13 protein-coding genes and 1 tRNA gene are annotated in these 15679 nt (G+C 44.0%); 7 read left to right on the forward strand and 7 right to left on the reverse strand.

Features of this window, described 5'->3' with window-relative positions:
• Positions 1-155: 155 nt before the first annotated feature.
• The 3 genes from AB4503_RS24145 to AB4503_RS24155 all read right to left on the reverse strand — a co-directional run bounded on the left by AB4503_RS24145 (position 156) and on the right by AB4503_RS24155 (position 2545).
• Positions 156-1409, reverse strand: coding sequence for an HD-GYP domain-containing protein (locus AB4503_RS24145; RefSeq protein WP_017063746.1), 1254 nt, complete (start codon positions 1407-1409; stop codon positions 156-158).
• Positions 1410-1492: 83 nt separating this feature from the next.
• A complete protein-coding gene (locus AB4503_RS24150; RefSeq protein ID WP_017058940.1) occupies positions 1493-1900 on the reverse strand; it encodes a VOC family protein in 408 nt (135 codons plus the stop codon).
• A gap of 560 nt (positions 1901-2460) precedes the next feature.
• A tRNA-Leu gene (locus AB4503_RS24155) sits at positions 2461-2545 on the reverse strand.
• A 194-nt stretch (positions 2546-2739) separates the two neighbouring features.
• Between AB4503_RS24155 and AB4503_RS24160 the strand changes: the two genes are divergently transcribed.
• Positions 2740-3216 carry an RDD family protein gene (locus AB4503_RS24160; protein ID WP_102427921.1) on the forward strand — a complete coding sequence of 159 codons (477 nt, stop codon included), beginning with the start codon at positions 2740-2742 and terminating at the stop codon, positions 3214-3216.
• A 64-nt stretch (positions 3217-3280) separates the two neighbouring features.
• On the opposite strand, the gene lptG is transcribed toward AB4503_RS24160, so the two are convergent.
• Both lptG and lptF read right to left on the reverse strand, forming a co-directional pair.
• Positions 3281-4351, reverse strand: a complete 1071-nt coding sequence (lptG, locus tag AB4503_RS24165; protein WP_017058938.1) for an LPS export ABC transporter permease LptG — start codon at positions 4349-4351, stop codon at positions 3281-3283.
• A gap of 3 nt (positions 4352-4354) precedes the next feature.
• Positions 4355-5455 carry an LPS export ABC transporter permease LptF gene (gene lptF / locus AB4503_RS24170; protein ID WP_017058937.1) on the reverse strand — a complete coding sequence of 367 codons (1101 nt, stop codon included), beginning with the start codon at positions 5453-5455 and terminating at the stop codon, positions 4355-4357.
• A 192-nt stretch (positions 5456-5647) separates the two neighbouring features.
• Between lptF and pepA the strand changes: the two genes are divergently transcribed.
• From pepA to AB4503_RS24195, 5 genes are all read left to right on the forward strand, one after another.
• Positions 5648-7168: a leucyl aminopeptidase gene (gene pepA / locus AB4503_RS24175; RefSeq protein ID WP_017058936.1), complete on the forward strand. Its 1521-nt coding sequence runs from the start codon at positions 5648-5650 to the stop codon at positions 7166-7168.
• A gap of 99 nt (positions 7169-7267) precedes the next feature.
• Complete coding sequence (locus tag AB4503_RS24180) at positions 7268-7717, forward strand: DNA polymerase III subunit chi (protein WP_017071288.1); 450 nt, start codon at positions 7268-7270, stop codon at positions 7715-7717.
• A gap of 102 nt (positions 7718-7819) precedes the next feature.
• Positions 7820-10693 (forward strand): valine--tRNA ligase, encoded by a 2874-nt coding sequence (locus AB4503_RS24185; RefSeq protein ID WP_372100564.1) that lies wholly within the window; start codon positions 7820-7822, stop codon positions 10691-10693.
• Between the two features lie 228 nt (positions 10694-10921).
• Positions 10922-11326, forward strand: a complete 405-nt coding sequence (locus tag AB4503_RS24190) for a DUF2061 domain-containing protein (protein ID WP_017063741.1) — start codon at positions 10922-10924, stop codon at positions 11324-11326.
• Positions 11327-11459: 133 nt separating this feature from the next.
• A complete protein-coding gene (locus AB4503_RS24195; RefSeq protein ID WP_372115833.1) occupies positions 11460-12368 on the forward strand; it encodes a GNAT family N-acetyltransferase in 909 nt (302 codons plus the stop codon).
• A 49-nt stretch (positions 12369-12417) separates the two neighbouring features.
• Here AB4503_RS24195 and AB4503_RS24200 read toward each other — a convergent pair whose 3' ends face one another.
• Together AB4503_RS24200 and rraB are read right to left on the reverse strand one after the other, a co-directional pair.
• The gene (locus AB4503_RS24200; protein ID WP_017058931.1) at positions 12418-13212 is read right to left on the reverse strand and encodes a glycosyl hydrolase 2 galactose-binding domain-containing protein; all 795 of its coding nucleotides are present in this window, start codon (positions 13210-13212) and stop codon (positions 12418-12420) included.
• Between the two features lie 125 nt (positions 13213-13337).
• The gene (gene rraB, locus AB4503_RS24205; protein ID WP_017058930.1) at positions 13338-13754 is read right to left on the reverse strand and encodes a ribonuclease E inhibitor RraB; all 417 of its coding nucleotides are present in this window, start codon (positions 13752-13754) and stop codon (positions 13338-13340) included.
• Positions 13755-14330: 576 nt separating this feature from the next.
• On the opposite strand from rraB, the gene arcA reads away from it, so the two are divergent.
• Positions 14331-15551 carry an arginine deiminase gene (gene arcA / locus AB4503_RS24210; protein WP_017069412.1) on the forward strand — a complete coding sequence of 407 codons (1221 nt, stop codon included), beginning with the start codon at positions 14331-14333 and terminating at the stop codon, positions 15549-15551.
• Positions 15552-15679: the final 128 nt, after the last annotated feature.

A 15679-nucleotide genomic window follows, 5' to 3' on the forward strand; every position in this document is an offset into this window, starting at 1 on the left:
GAGGCGGCATTATAGAGATGCCGCTCATATTGGCAAGCAATAAATGCGTTTTTTATTAAAAAAAGAGGTTAAGCGAAGACATTTCAACCAAGGGCTTATTTATACCACTTTCACCCCAAGTTTCGAACAAATTACCCACAACGACCTGTGGATAACTACTCTCCACTATCAAAAAAGTAAGATAAACGAGCCCTAGGGTTTAGATACTCTCGAACTTGTTCAGGTAATTTGCTTGGATGAACGGCATTAACGATTTTGATCTCTTTAATAAAGAGGTCAATGATCGGAGCTTGGGTTCTTGGCACGCTAGGATCATAGATAAGTACATTTGGATAAAGCATATGTTTAGCGTTAACGGATATCACAATCCCAATAGAATCATTTGAAAGCTGTACTACAGTTCCTGGTGGATAGACTCCCATGAACTTAACTAACAGCCCCAAGTTATCTTGGCTATATAGATGCTTGCAGCTCTTATATAGGTGGGACAGTGCCAAATACGGGATCATTTGTTGAGATTGCGTTTTACCATGGCAAAGGTTATCAAATGCATTAGCCACGGCGACTATCTTGGCAAATTCATCAATCTCATGTTCTTTTAAGCCCTCGGGGTAGCCAGAACCATCATTCATCTCATGATGTTGAGCGATCACCTTTTTAGCACTTTCAGGAAAGTCATCAATTGCCGATACAATATCCGCACCGTATTTAGTATGAAGCTTCAGGTAGTTCTCTTCTGGCACCGTTAGTGCACTCTGCTTTCTTAGTATCGCGACTGGTATTTTGATCTTGCCTACATCGTGAAACAACGCTGCGAATGAGAGGTCTTTCAATTGCTGTGTGTTATAGCCTTTGGCCTTACCTATCATCAGTGCAACAACCGAAACATTTAGAGTATGAAAGTAAATATCTTCGAAATCCGCTTTAGCATTCATAAGGTGCAAGGTGACGTTATCATCGCTCACTAGAGTTTCAACGATATCATCAACAAGAGCCTTAACCTCCCCTACCGCATCTAAAGGTCTGTTACGGATCTTGGTCATCACAGATCGCATTCGAGCAAGCGAACGTTCAAACTCTCTCTCACAATGACTCACCCTGCGGCGGTAAGAGCTAAGGGTTTCGATACGCTCATGCTTATCTTTCCACATTCTTTCCGTTTCAAGGCTTACCTGTGAATCAATATCGACTTCTTGTTCACCTACGTGATTAACAGGTAAAGGTGAGGTATCACTTTGACTCAGGTTTATATAGACGTGCTTAATCCCAAGATGTCGAATTACTTTTACTTGAGCGTCATCTTTGATTTTAAAGCTGTTGAATAAAAATGGGTGTTCATTCCATTTTACGGGGAGTCGTATATGCAGACCGGGCTGAATGCGATCTACGGTAATCTTTATGCTGCCCATTTTTATATATAATATTGATGATTAATCTCTATTTATAATTCTAATAAAACCAAGCAGCAATTTCACTATCCAATTTCACAGGCTCAACTTAAAGAGTCGCAGTGCACCATCCAGCGTATACCGAATTTATCTTCTACTTTGCCAAATCGAGCCCCCCAAAAAGTATCTGCGAGTGGAGTCATTATCCGCCCTCCCTTCTTGAGCTTTTCAAAGATTTGTTCTTGAGTCGCGCTATCTTCAGTCACAAGAGAGAGAGCGAGATTGTTGCCTTCAAGTTCTTTTGCCTTAACACCATCAGACATCATCAGCTTCATACCAAACGCTTCGAACTCAGCATGCATAACCCAATCAGGTTGAGCGCCCTCGATTACCTGTGGTGCATCACTAAAAAGCTGCTTAGATAAAACCACACCACCAAAGCACTTGTGATAAAAATCCAACGCTTCATTACAACGACCATCAAAAAACAAGTAAGGGGTTACTGTCAGCATATCTATCTCCTCTGTTAGTCCTTTAAACATAGACAATAGAAAAGAGAATGACAGGTAACATCATGATTTAAGATAATTAATTCATTATCAGATCGAATAGCGAAGGGAAATTATGAGATTTAGGAGTGAAACATCAAGATCTGTCTGATTGAAGAGCAACTGCAACGACACGCCGGATTTCAAATTCACATACGTCCAAAACATAGAAAGGTCGCTATAAAAGCGACCTTTCTATGTTTGGTACCGATAGGCGGACTGATTGGACAGGCATTCTTGCCGCCACCGTGAAGGCAATGCTTCCTATACCCCACAACAAAGCCCCGATTTTCATCTAGGCTTTGTCATTTAAATATGGTGCCGGTAGGTGACTTGACTGGGCTTGCATCCAAGCCGACACGCTGGATTTAAAATTCACAAACGCCCAAAGCGACCTTTCTATGTTTGGTACCGGTAGGCGGACTGATTGGACAGGCATTCCTGCCGCCACCGCGAAGGCAACGCTTCCTATATCCCAGATACAACAAAGCCCCGACTTTCGTCGAGGCTTTGTCATTTAAATATGGTACCGGTAGGCGGACTTGAACCGCCACGCCCGAAGGCAACGGATTTTGAATCCGTCGTGTATACCAATTTCACCATACCGGCATTATCTTGGGGCATTGCCCTTTCGATGTTTGGCATTATACGTATGCGAACTGATGTGGCAAGTATAAAAACTTGAATTCATGTGTGTTTGCCGATAATTTCGCCACTAAGTCATAAGCTGTGCGTCATGTCTCTTTTCAGGCTAAGCCTTAAACTATATTCTGACGCCTCAATTTTTAAAGAAGTAATAACACATGACATCAACAAACACTCTGCCACCAGCAGGAGTCATGCGCCGATTTGGTGCCTTGTTCTACGACGCTCTGATCGTAATCGCTATTGAAATGTTGGCGGCTGGCGTCATTGTCGCTCTACTGCACGCGCTCATGGCTCTCGGCATTTTTAACCACAGCGGTTATGCCGATGTTAGTGACTTCTTAACCAACCATCCGATTTGGAGCCCTGCATATACCTTTTACTTAGTCGCCGTTTGGGTATATTTCTTCGTGTTCTTCTGGACTAGAGCTGGTCAAACTCTCGGCATGAGAGCTTGGAAGCTGCGCGTTCAAAACAAAGATGGCTCAGCGATCACAGTAACTCAGGCGCTGATTCGTTTAGGTACTTCAGGTTTTGGATTGGCAAACCTATGTGTTCCATTCGATCCAAAAAAGCGTGGCTTTCACGATATCTGGGCAAAGACCGAAGTCGTTGTGTTACCACAAGCACGATAATGTGATTTAAGTTAGCTCCAATCAAGATCAAAAAAGGAAGGCGTTATGCCTTCCTTTTTACTATTTACAGTTTCCGCCTCAAGAGCATGATGGCAATTCCAAGGAACACCACGCTCGGGGCTATTGCGCCAAAGGCGGGTGGTATTTGATAAACCAAACTCACTGGGCCAAAGAACTCACTGGATATATAGAAGGTAAAGCCAGCAATAACACCTGACAAAATCCTCGCACCCATGGTCACACTACGCAAAGGACCAAAGATAAACGACAGTGCCATCAACATCATAACCGCGATCGAAATTGGCTGGGTTATCTTTCTCCACAGCGCCAATTCATAGCGTGATGCATCTTGCTCTGACGCCTTCAGATAAGAAACATAATCATACAACCCACTTAACGATAGCTCTTCTGGTTTAACCGTTACTATCGCCAACTTATCTGGAGCTAATGACGTTTCCCAAGAGTAAGTCGGTAAACTTTCTTTAGTAATTTGAAGTTCGTTTTCAAAAGACGTGATCTCTACATCCTTCATCGTCCACACGTTGTCTCCAACGTAATCAACTTCGTCAGAATAAATAGCGGTTTTAAGTGCCTTGTTTTCATCAAAGCGCCACATGTTCATTCCATATAGCTTCTGGTCATCGATTTTGACAATGAAGATGAAGTCATTGGCATCACGAGCCCAGACACCACTTTGCGTCGAAATAATATTACCACCAGCAATCGAGATAGTTCTTAAATCACGAGCCATTTTCTGCGCTTGCGGTGCTCCCCATTGACCAAGCAATGTCACCACGATCATCAGTGGAATAGCTGTTTTAAGTACTGATAGGCCGATATCTAACTTAGAGAAACCAGCTGCCTGCATAACGACAAGCTCAGAACTTGCAGCAAGCATACCAAGCCCTATCAATGCGCCAAGCAATGCAGCCATTGGAAAGAACATTTCGATATCACGAGGGATACTCAATAAAACGAAATACAGCGCTTGTAATAGATCGTATGTACCACGGCCAACTTTTCTTAGCTGTTCTACATATTTGATGATCCCAGAGAGACCAACAAACGTCACCAATACCAGTGACGTCGTTGCGATGATGGTTCTGCCTATATATAAATCGAGAATCTTAAACACGGCTTAAGCCAACCTCTTATTCTTGAATTTTTCTTTCAAACGCCTTACTGGCACGCTATCCATAAAGTTGGCACCAATCGCGACAAATAACAATAACGCATTGATTGGCCACATGCCGATTACCGCAGGAATGCTCCCCTCTTCGATTGAAGACTTGGTTGCACTGATTGCTAAGAAATAGGTGAGATAAATCAGTATTGCTGGGCCGATTTTCGCAAAACGACCTTGTCGAGGGTTTACCGCAGACAGTGGCACGACAAGCATGGTCAACAATGGAATACAAAGTACCAAAGAAATACGCCACTGCAACTCTGCTTTCGCACTATTATTTGAGTTACCAATCAGTTCAAGCGTAGGGATCGCTTCCCAGTCTCGACCTTTCTTCTCAACTTCACGCTGACCAATCAGGCCTTCGTATTCTTCAAAGTGCGTCACCCTGTAGTCGAGGCGAGTCGGAATGCCTTCATGACGAGTACCATCGTACATTACGATCACTTGGCGACCATCACTGAGCTCTTTTACATCACCTGACTTCGAGAACATCACACTTGGCAGTACAGAATCACGCGGACGCATTTGAGCTACGAACACGTTTTCTAACTTATTACCGTCGATATCATCAATAAACACGACAGAAGAGCCATCCGGCGTACCTTCAAACTTACCTTTTGGTAGCAAATCAACGCTGTTCTCTGCAGCTACTTCTTCATACATTTGTTCAACTTTGTCTTGTGACCAAGGAGATAACCAAAATGAGTTAAAGGCTGCAACAGATGCCGTAATTAAAGCGAGGTAAAGCGCAGATTGGATCAGGAATTTATTACCGATACCGGTGGCGTTCATGACCACTATTTCACTTTCAGCGTAAAGGCGGCCAAAAGTAAGCAAAATACCAATATAGATACTGAGTGGAAGCATCAATAGGCCCATCGCTGGCATATTTAAGCCAACAATCGACAATATAAGACTCGCAGGGATATCACCATCAGAGGCATCCGCTAAAACACTGATGAATTTTTGGCTGAGAAACACGAGAAAGAGAACAAAAAAGATCGCAAATTGGCTCTTGATTGTCTCGCGGATCAAATATCTAACAATAATCACGCTCAAATTACCTATACAAAACTTGTTTTTTTGATTGAATCACTATAATTTCCCGTTGAACCTTTTATTTTTTTAAATTTTTAGCTAAGTGTTAGCGTTCTTCTTTAAGGTTAGTTCCATTATAGGATCCAACAAGTAAGAACCCATTATCTAACATTTAGTTCGATTTGTCTTCAGGATGTAGGAGTACGCATGGAGTTCAGTGTAAAAAGTGGCAGCCCAGAGAAACAGCGCAGCGCATGTATCGTTGTCGGTGTATTCGAACCGCGCCGCCTTTCTCCAGTAGCCGAGCAATTAGATAAGATTAGCGATGGCTACATTAGTTCACTGCTTCGTCGCGGTGATCTAGAGGGTAAACCTGGCCAGATGCTACTACTGCATCAAGTACCTGGTGTACTTTCAGAACGTGTTCTACTGGTAGGCTGTGGTAAAGAACGTGAGCTAGGCGAGCGTCAATACAAAGAAATTATCCAAAAAACCATCAGTACACTAAACGAAACAGGTTCTATGGAAGCTGTATGTTTCCTTACAGAACTTCACGTTAAAGGTCGCGACACTTATTGGAAAGTTCGCCAAGCGGTAGAAGCGACTAAAGATGGTCTTTACACATTTGACCAATTCAAGAGCAACAAGCCAGAGACTCGTCGCCCACTACGTAAATTGGTATTCAATGTACCAACACGTCGCGAATTGAGCCTGGGTGAGAAAGCAATCTCTCACGGCCTTGCTATTGCTTCAGGTGTAAAAGCGTCTAAAGATCTAGGCAACATGCCACCAAACATCGCAAACCCTGCTTACCTTGCTTCTCAAGCTCGTCGTTTAGCCGACGATTACGAGACAGTGAAGACTAAGATCATTGGCGAAGAAGAGATGGAAAAACTGGGTATGACATCATACCTAGCAGTTGGCCGTGGCTCTAAAAATGAATCGATGATGTCTATCATGGAATACAAAGGCGCTCCGGATCCAGATGCGAAGCCGATTGTATTAGTAGGTAAAGGTCTGACTTTCGATTCAGGCGGTATCTCACTTAAGCCTGGTGAAGGCATGGATGAGATGAAGTACGACATGTGTGGTGCGGCGTCTGTATTCGGTACAATGAAAGCACTGGCTAAGCTGAACCTGCCTATTAACGTGGTTGGTATCCTAGCCGGTTGTGAAAACATGCCGGGCAGCAATGCTTACCGTCCAGGTGATATCCTAACGACAATGTCAGGCCAAACGGTTGAAGTACTCAACACTGATGCTGAAGGTCGCTTGGTTCTATGTGATGCTCTAACTTACGTTGAGCGTTTTGAACCTGACTGTGTTGTCGATGTTGCTACGCTAACTGGCGCATGTGTTATCGCTCTAGGTCACCACATCAGTGGTGTTCTATCGAACCACAACCCACTTTCTCACGAACTTGTTAATGCTTCTGAGCAAGCAAGTGACCGTGCATGGCGTCTACCTATGGCAGACGAGTACCATGAGCAGCTAAACAGCCCATTCGCTGATATGGCGAACATCGGTGGCCGTCCTGGCGGCACAATTACTGCTGGTTGCTTCCTGTCTAAATTCACTAAGAAGTACCACTGGGCACACATCGACAGTGCTGGTACTGCTTGGAAGTCAGGCGCAGCGAAAGGCTCGACAGGTCGTCCTGTCTCAATGCTAGTCCAATTCTTATTGAACCGCAGCGGCCAAGAGACTGAAGAGCAATCTTCAAAATAATAAAAAGGGCCTACGGGCCCTTTTTTAATAAGCGCTATTTGTTAGACCCTGTTAACCAAGTAACATTGATATCCACGATTTTCAGTTCGAGTATTAAGTATGCAGACTGCTACATTTTACATTGTGCCTTCAGACAGCCCGCAAGCCAGCGAAGATGGTTTTGCTCACTATGTGCTGTTTCTTGCTCAGCACTTTGCGAAACAAGGCGCTAAACTTTACCTCAACTGTAATGACAAAGAGCATGCCGAGCGTATTGCTGAAGTTTTCTGGCAAGTCGAGCCCAGTGAGTTTATTGCGCACAACTTGGTTGGCGAAGGCCCGAAGTATTCAACCAACATCGAAATTGGCTATCAAGGCGTAAAACATAATTGGAATCGTCAGCTCGTAATTAATCTGGCCGATAATCATACAACCTTTGCGAACGCCTTTGCTCAGGTGATAGACTTCGTCCCTTGCGAAGAAAAAGCTAAGCAACTCGCTCGAGAAAGGTATAAAATTTACCGTCAGGCTGGATATCAGCTACAAACTATCGAGATTCAACATCCATAGTCAAACCTCATAGTTAAAGCTATCTTTGGATTTAGATTCAAGAAGCTTCACTTATGAAGTTTGACCACGATTAACCATTCACAGTATCCGTTTAAGAGCACTATGGAAAAGACATACAACCCAACATCAATCGAACAAGCTCTGTATAAGACTTGGGAAGAGAAAGGCTACTTTAAGCCACACGGTGACACATCAAAAGAAGCTTACAGCATCATGATCCCGCCACCGAACGTCACTGGCAGCCTACACATGGGTCACGCGTTCCAAGATACGATCATGGATACGCTTATCCGTGCTCAACGTATGAAAGGCAAAAACACGCTTTGGCAAGTGGGTACTGACCACGCTGGTATCGCAACTCAAATGGTTGTTGAGCGTAAGATTGCTGCTGAAGAAGGCAAAACAAAACACGACTACGGGCGTGAAGCTTTCATCGACAAGATCTGGGAATGGAAAGGCGAATCAGGTGGCACGATCACTCAACAACTTCGTCGTCTTGGTGCATCTGTAGATTGGGATCGTGAACGATTCACTATGGATGACGGCCTATCGGCTGCGACTCAAGAAGTGTTTGTTCGTCTATACGAAGAAGACCTAATCTACCGTGGTAAACGTCTAGTAAACTGGGATCCTAAACTGCACACTGCAATCTCGGATCTTGAAGTTGAAAACAAAGACAAAAAAGGTTTCATGTGGCACTTCCGCTACCCGCTAGCGAACGGTGTTAAAACGGCAGATGGTAAAGACTACATCGTTGTTGCGACTACTCGTCCTGAAACCATGCTTGGCGATACTGGTGTTGCTGTTAACCCAGAAGATCCTCGTTACAAAGATCTTATCGGCAAAGAAATCCTACTTCCTGTTGTAAACCGTCTTATCCCTATCGTAGGCGATGAGCACGCAGACATGGAAAAAGGCACGGGTTGTGTGAAGATCACTCCAGCTCATGACTTTAACGATTACGAAGTGGGTAAGCGCAACAACCTACCGATGATCAACATCCTAACGTTCAATGCTGATATCCGTGATGCTGCTGAAGTCTTCACGACTAACGGCGAAGAAAGCGATGTTTACTCAACAGGTATCCCTGCTAAGTACCAAGGTATGGAGCGTTTTGCTGCACGTAAAGCTATCGTTGCTGAATTCGATGAGCTTGGTCTTCTTGAAGAGATCAAAGATCACGACCTGACTGTCCCTTACGGCGACCGTGGTGGCGTGGTTATCGAACCAATGCTGACTGACCAATGGTACGTGCGCACAGCACCTCTTGCAGAACCTGCAGTTAAAGCGGTTGAAGATGGTCAAATCCAATTCGTACCTAAGCAGTACGAAAACATGTACTTCGCGTGGATGCGTGACGTGCAAGACTGGTGTATCTCTCGTCAACTTTGGTGGGGCCACCGTATCCCAGCATGGTACGACAACGATGGTAAAGTTTACGTAGGTCGCACTGAAGAAGAAGTTCGTGAAAAGAACAACCTAGCGCCTGTTGTTGTGCTTAAGCAAGACGACGACGTACTGGATACTTGGTTCTCTTCTGCACTTTGGACGTTCGGCACACAAGGCTGGCCTGAAGATACTGAAGCACTGAAAACATTCCACCCATCTGAAGTACTAGTATCTGGTTTTGATATTATCTTCTTCTGGGTTGCTCGTATGATCATGATGACCATGCACTTCGTGAAAGACGAAGATGGCAAGGCTCAAGTACCTTTCAAAACTGTTTACATGACAGGTCTTATCCGTGATGAAAACGGCGATAAGATGTCTAAGTCGAAAGGTAACGTACTTGACCCAATCGACATGATTGACGGCATCGGCCTTGAAGAGCTAGTAGAGAAGCGTTGTGGCAACATGATGCAACCTAAACTGGCTGCTAAGATCGAAAAGAACACACGTAAAACATTCGAAAACGGTATCGAACCCTACGGTACTGACGCACTGCGTTTCACTCTTGCTGCTATGGCTTCAACTGGCCGTGACATCAACTGGGACATGAAGCGTCTTGAAGGTTACCGTAACTTCTGTAACAAGCTATGGAACGCAAGCCGTTACGTACTGATGAACACAGAAGAGCACGACTGTGGCATGTCACTGTCTGTAGAAGACCGTGCAAACATGGAATTCTCTCTAGCCGATAAGTGGATTGAGTCTCAGTTTGAAGTTGCAGTGAAAGAGTTTAATGCTCACCTAGACAACTACCGTCTAGACATGGCAGCAAACACGCTTTACGAATTCATCTGGAACCAATTCTGTGACTGGTACTTAGAGCTAACTAAACCTGTTCTTTGGAAAGGTACTGAAGCTCAACAACAAGCGACTCGTTACACGCTTATCACGGTTCTTGAGAAGACTCTGCGTCTTGCTCACCCTGTTCTTCCTTACATCACTGAATCTATCTGGCAGAGCGTTAAGCCGCTAGTAGACGGCGTTGAAGGCGAGACAATCATGACTCAAGCGCTTCCTCAGTTTAATGAAGCTAACTTCAATGCTGAGATCGTTGACGACATCGAATGGGTTAAGACTTTCATCACTGCTATCCGTAACCTACGTGCGGAATACGACATTGCACCAAGCCAAGGCTTAGAAGTAATGATCAAGGTTGCTGATGAGAAAGATGCCGCTCGTATCGAAGCGAACAAGATCGTTCTTACTTCTCTAGCTAAGCTAGACGATATTAAAGTTCTAGCTGATGGTGAAGAGACTCCTGCTTGTGCAACTAAACTGGTTGGCAAATCTGAGTTGATGATCCCAATGGCGGGTCTTATCGACAAAGATGCAGAGCTTGCTCGTCTAGATAAAGAAGTCGCTAAGACTCACAGCGAGATTAAACGTATCGAAGGTAAGCTAGGTAACGAAGGTTTCGTTGCTAAAGCACCAGAAGCAGTTATCGCGAAAGAGCGTGAAAAGCTTGAAGGCTACAAGGAAACTCTTGTTAAGCTTGAAGAGCAAAAAGCGACAATCGCTGCGCTTTAAAACCGAGTGAACGAGAAGGCTTCAAACTTCTCGGTCTAAATAGAAAGGTTGGTCTTGGTGACCAGCCTTTTTTTATGTCCCTGATTCCAATATTCCAATGCTTCTCACTCTAGCCGCACTGATTGATAGGTTTCATCTATCAAATTAATCTCTACTTCCCATTATACTTAATGATAATAATTCTCAATAATAGACCTATCAAAACAACACAACGACTGAGTAATTATCATGAAAAAGACACTAACCTTTGCTGCATTACATTTTACTATCGCATTTAGTGTCGCTTATGTACTAACAGGCGACATCTTAATTGGTAGCTTAATCGCTATGATTGAGCCCTCTGTGAATACTGTTGCCTTCTATTTTCATGAAAAGGCGTGGGCTCAAGTTCCAGCTCTTAAAGCTCGCCAATGGATGACCAAATTAAAAACAGCAAGCTTTGCTACCATCCACTTTAGTGTTGCTTTTACCGTTGTCTACTTGTTGACTGGAGATGCTTTCATAGGCGGCGTGATGGCTTTGCTAGAGCCAACTTTAAATACCGTTGCTTACTACTTCCACGAGAAAGTCTGGTTACGAAAAGCTGAAAGCCAAACAGCACAAGCTCCGTTTTGCTTACACCAACACGCTTAATCTAAAGCTCACTGAGCGATTGAAGTAACCTACATCGAATAACAAAATTCAGCTTACTATTGACAAAGTTGCGCACCGCAATTAAATTAATTGCGATACGCAACTTTATTTCTTAATTCAAAGGTAGGTAGTTATGAATTCTCAACAGTTAAGAGACTATTCTCGTCAAACGGTTCGTTTACTTGGCATGCTTGATAAACAGTGTGGTGATGTCGACCTCACTCCAGTCCAGGCTCATACTCTTGGTGAAATCCAGTTGCAGCCAATCACCATCAACCAATTGGCACAGCAACTCAACGTAGATAAATCCAATGCTAGCCGCACTGTCACGGGTCTGATCAAGCTTGGTTTAGTTGAGAGCCTAGAGAACCCAACAGACAAGCGTAGCCAATTAGTCACCCTAACCGCTCAAGGTGTTGATGCGTTATCTCAACTCGACCAACAGCAAAGCATCTTCTTTGAAAAAGTACTCTCGACACTCGATGACAACGAACAACAACTACTTAAGCAAGGGCTTGAGAGCTACTTAAAAGGGCTAACGAAAGTATGCCAAGCGGATGAGTTTGTATTACGTCCACTCACAGAGTCAGACAACCAACAATTAGCACAAATCATTCGCCAAGTTTCGGCTGAGCATGGACTCACAGAAGATAAAGGTTATGGCGTAGCCGACCCAACACTCGATGATATGTACTCTGTCTATAGCCAAGCGAATGCAATGTACTGGGTTATCGAACACAACGGAAAGATCGTCGGAGGCGGTGGCTTTGCCCCTCTACTAGCAGGTAAGCCCAATGTGTGTGAGCTACAAAAGATGTACTTCTTACCGCAAACTCGAGGGCATGGCCTAGCCAAGCGAATTGTCGCTTTGAGCTTAAAGCAAGCCAAGCAACTTGGGTATCAACACATGTATTTAGAAACGACGAAGTGCTTGGGTGCTGCGGTCAAACTCTATGAGAAGCTTGGGTTTGAGCATCTTGAGTCAGCTTGGGGAGAAACAGGCCACGACGCTTGTGAGGTTGTCATGGCCAAGTCGTTATAAGCAGAATGCGCCGCTATAGCGAAAGAAGATAACGCTAAAATATACGGAGTTAACGTAGAAAGTTACTGACGCAAGAAGTTGGGTTCAAGGCAACAAAAGAACTCTCTTCTTGCCCATCAAGTACCACTTCTAATGGGTATAGATACTTGGGGTTAGGATTCTCAATATCAAAAATGATAGGAGCTTCGACCTGGAACACGACGCCAGTATGTTCAGCGCGTACATCAATCGGCATCACGAGAGTCATACCATTAAACTTGATGGATGCCGATACTAACCCCGCCTTTAGCGTTTGATAGATAACATCCACTTTAAACTCACAGCCACCACCGTGGTGCCAGATCTGCTCTGTGACAACTTGCTCTAGCTTGACGTTTCGAACGAACTGCAGGTATGGCGCTTGCCAAATCCCGATGCGTGAATCAGATTTAGCGATAGCCTGTGAAGATACAGAGTCATCCATGTCTTCTTCAAGCAATAGGCTCTCCTCTTCTTCAAGGAAAAGGATCTCGAAACGGTTTCGGCCGGACTGCATATAAGGACGGATATCTTTACGGTATTCAGCTTGGCTACCATCACAATCAAAAACAGCCACACCATTAAGTCGAACTTCAGCAAAATAATCGACTCCAGCCATCACTAACTCAACAAATGGACACGCTAACATAGCGTCATCCACTTCGATGTCGTGCATCAGGTGCCACTCTTGCTCTGCAATTTGACTTTCACTCAAGCTATCAGGGAGCTTTGAGCTTAACGGAGCCGGAAAGGTGATGTCATCTTGTGGGATAGAGAGATCCGTCAGTGGCGAAATTTGCCAAAGACCATCGAGAAGCAACCGCATATCATTCCTTGAGCTAGATCAATTTTGACCGCATTATAATGAATGAATGCATATAAAGACATTTATTTTTCTGAGGGTAAAAAAATGCCAGCTCGAGGCTGGCATTTTTTAAAATTGGGAAAGAATTACTCTTCGCCTTCATCATCTTCGTCTGGGTAGATAGCATCTTCACCTTCGTAGTAAGTGCCCCAACCGTCGTAGATAATGTCAAACTTCTCTGCAAGGTTTACAAGCTTCTCAACTTGCTCATCAATCGCTTCTGCATTCAGAGTACATTGCATCGTTGCATCACAACAAAGTAGCTTATTGCCATCTTCGTCTTCTGTCTCTTCAGCTTCAAGCACTTCAAAGCCCATTTTGAATGCTTCAACAACCGCTTTCTCAAGCACATCGAAATCTTCAGCAAATAGGTGATGCTCGATATCGTATAGAGCTTCAGGATCGCTACCATCTTCAATTAATGCTGTAATGATGTCGCGAGTCTCTTCCTTTTGAAATTCAATTAATTCCGCTACTGATAGATATTCATCTTCGTGAGACATGTGTCTACTCCAGAGTGTTGACTATGAAAAGATCAAATTTGATTGCCACGAAATATGGCACGGATCGTCCAGAAAAGCCACCCAGATCAGGCCTAGAAAGGTAAGTTTATCGCGAGATCGCAGCGCCAATATCAATTCAAAAGTGAAATCAAAATCACAGAAACAAATTTTCAACATTTTATTAACTGCGCCGTATTTTAGCATTTCGTTTTTGTGGCCACTTTAGGGCTTATTGAATAAAACTTGCGTGATTAGTCACGTTAGGTGCATACGCTAAACCGCTTTTGGGGTGCATAAATCCTCAGCTTGTTATCAAAAAGTGCATAATAGTGAATAAAAAATCACGATTAATAAGCAAAATTCAATTCTAACAAGCCACGAATTGAGCATAGATCCTCAAAAACGTTGTTCCGTTCGATAGCCAGTTAGTTGGAATTTAATCTGTATAAACTTAAAAATCACAGGTTTTATGACCAATTATTACCCAAATACCTTGTATTAACTCAATCTACAAAACTTGCATATTACGGACAAGCTTGTCATAAATAGACGCTGGATTAATAGTAAGGATGCAAAATGAGTAAGCTGTACGTTGGCTCCGAAGTCGGTCAATTGAGACGAGTTCTCCTAAATAGACCTGAAAGAGCACTCACCCACCTCACCCCTTCAAACTGTCATGATCTTCTATTTGATGATGTACTTGCCGTTGAAGCCGCTGGTGAAGAACATGATGCCTTTGCAGAAACGCTGCGCAGCCAAGACGTAGAAGTACTACTGCTGCATGACCTGCTAGTAGAAACGCTTGCCGTATCTCAGGCTCGTGAGTGGTTGCTGAATACTCAAATCTCAGATTTCCGTTATGGGCCGACTTTCGCCCGTGACTTAAGAAACTACCTTGCTCAAATGGATAATGAGCATCTAGCAACGATCTTACTCGGTGGCTTGGCCTACTCTGAGCTTCCTATCAAATCATCATCGATGCTGCCTAAAATGCATCGACCACTCGATTTCGTTATCGAGCCACTGCCTAACCACCTATTTACGCGAGATACTTCTTGCTGGGTTTACGGTGGTGTATCGCTTAACCCAATGATGAAGCCTGCACGTCAACGTGAAACGAACCACCTGCGTGCTATCTACCGCTGGCACCCAGTGTTCGCAGGCCAAGATTTCATTAAGTACTTTGGTGACGAAGACCTTCACTACGACAACGCTAACATTGAAGGCGGTGACGTACTGGTTATCGGTAAAGGTGCGGTACTGGTTGGTATTTCAGAGCGTACGAAACCACAAGGTGTCGAAAACCTAGCGGCTAGCCTATTTAGATCAGGCCAAGCGAGCGAAGTGATTGCGATCGATCTACCAAAACACCGCTCTTGTATGCACCTTGATACGGTGATGACACACATGGATATCGACACGTTCTCTGTCTATCCAGAGATCGTTCGTAAAGACCTCGACACTTGGCGCTTAACGCCAAAAGAAAACGGCGAAATGCGTGTCGAGAAAGCTGAAAACTACCTGTCAGCGATTGAAGGCGCACTAGGCCTTGATCAACTGAAGATCATCACTACCGGCGGTGATAACTACGAAGCTGAGCGTGAACAGTGGAATGACGCTAACAACGTACTGACAGTGAAACCAGGTACCGTGATTGGTTATGAACGTAATGTTTACACCAATGAGAAATACGACAAAGCGGGTATCGAAGTTCTAACGATTCCTGGCAACGAGCTAGGCCGTGGTCGTGGCGGCGCGCGCTGTATGAGTTGCCCTATCGAAAGAGATGGTATCTAAGTCAAAGAGCTCAGTTAAACAGACTCAATAATCTTATCTAGGCCACTATTCATTTACTGGCCTTTTTTATCAAATTAGCAAAATAAATATTCACAAATATAGCATTTTTATGTTTAACTAAGTTCTTC

The organism is Vibrio sp. 10N.222.55.B11 (assembly GCF_041473705.1).
Lineage (GTDB): Bacteria > Pseudomonadota > Gammaproteobacteria > Enterobacterales > Vibrionaceae > Vibrio > Vibrio crassostreae_C.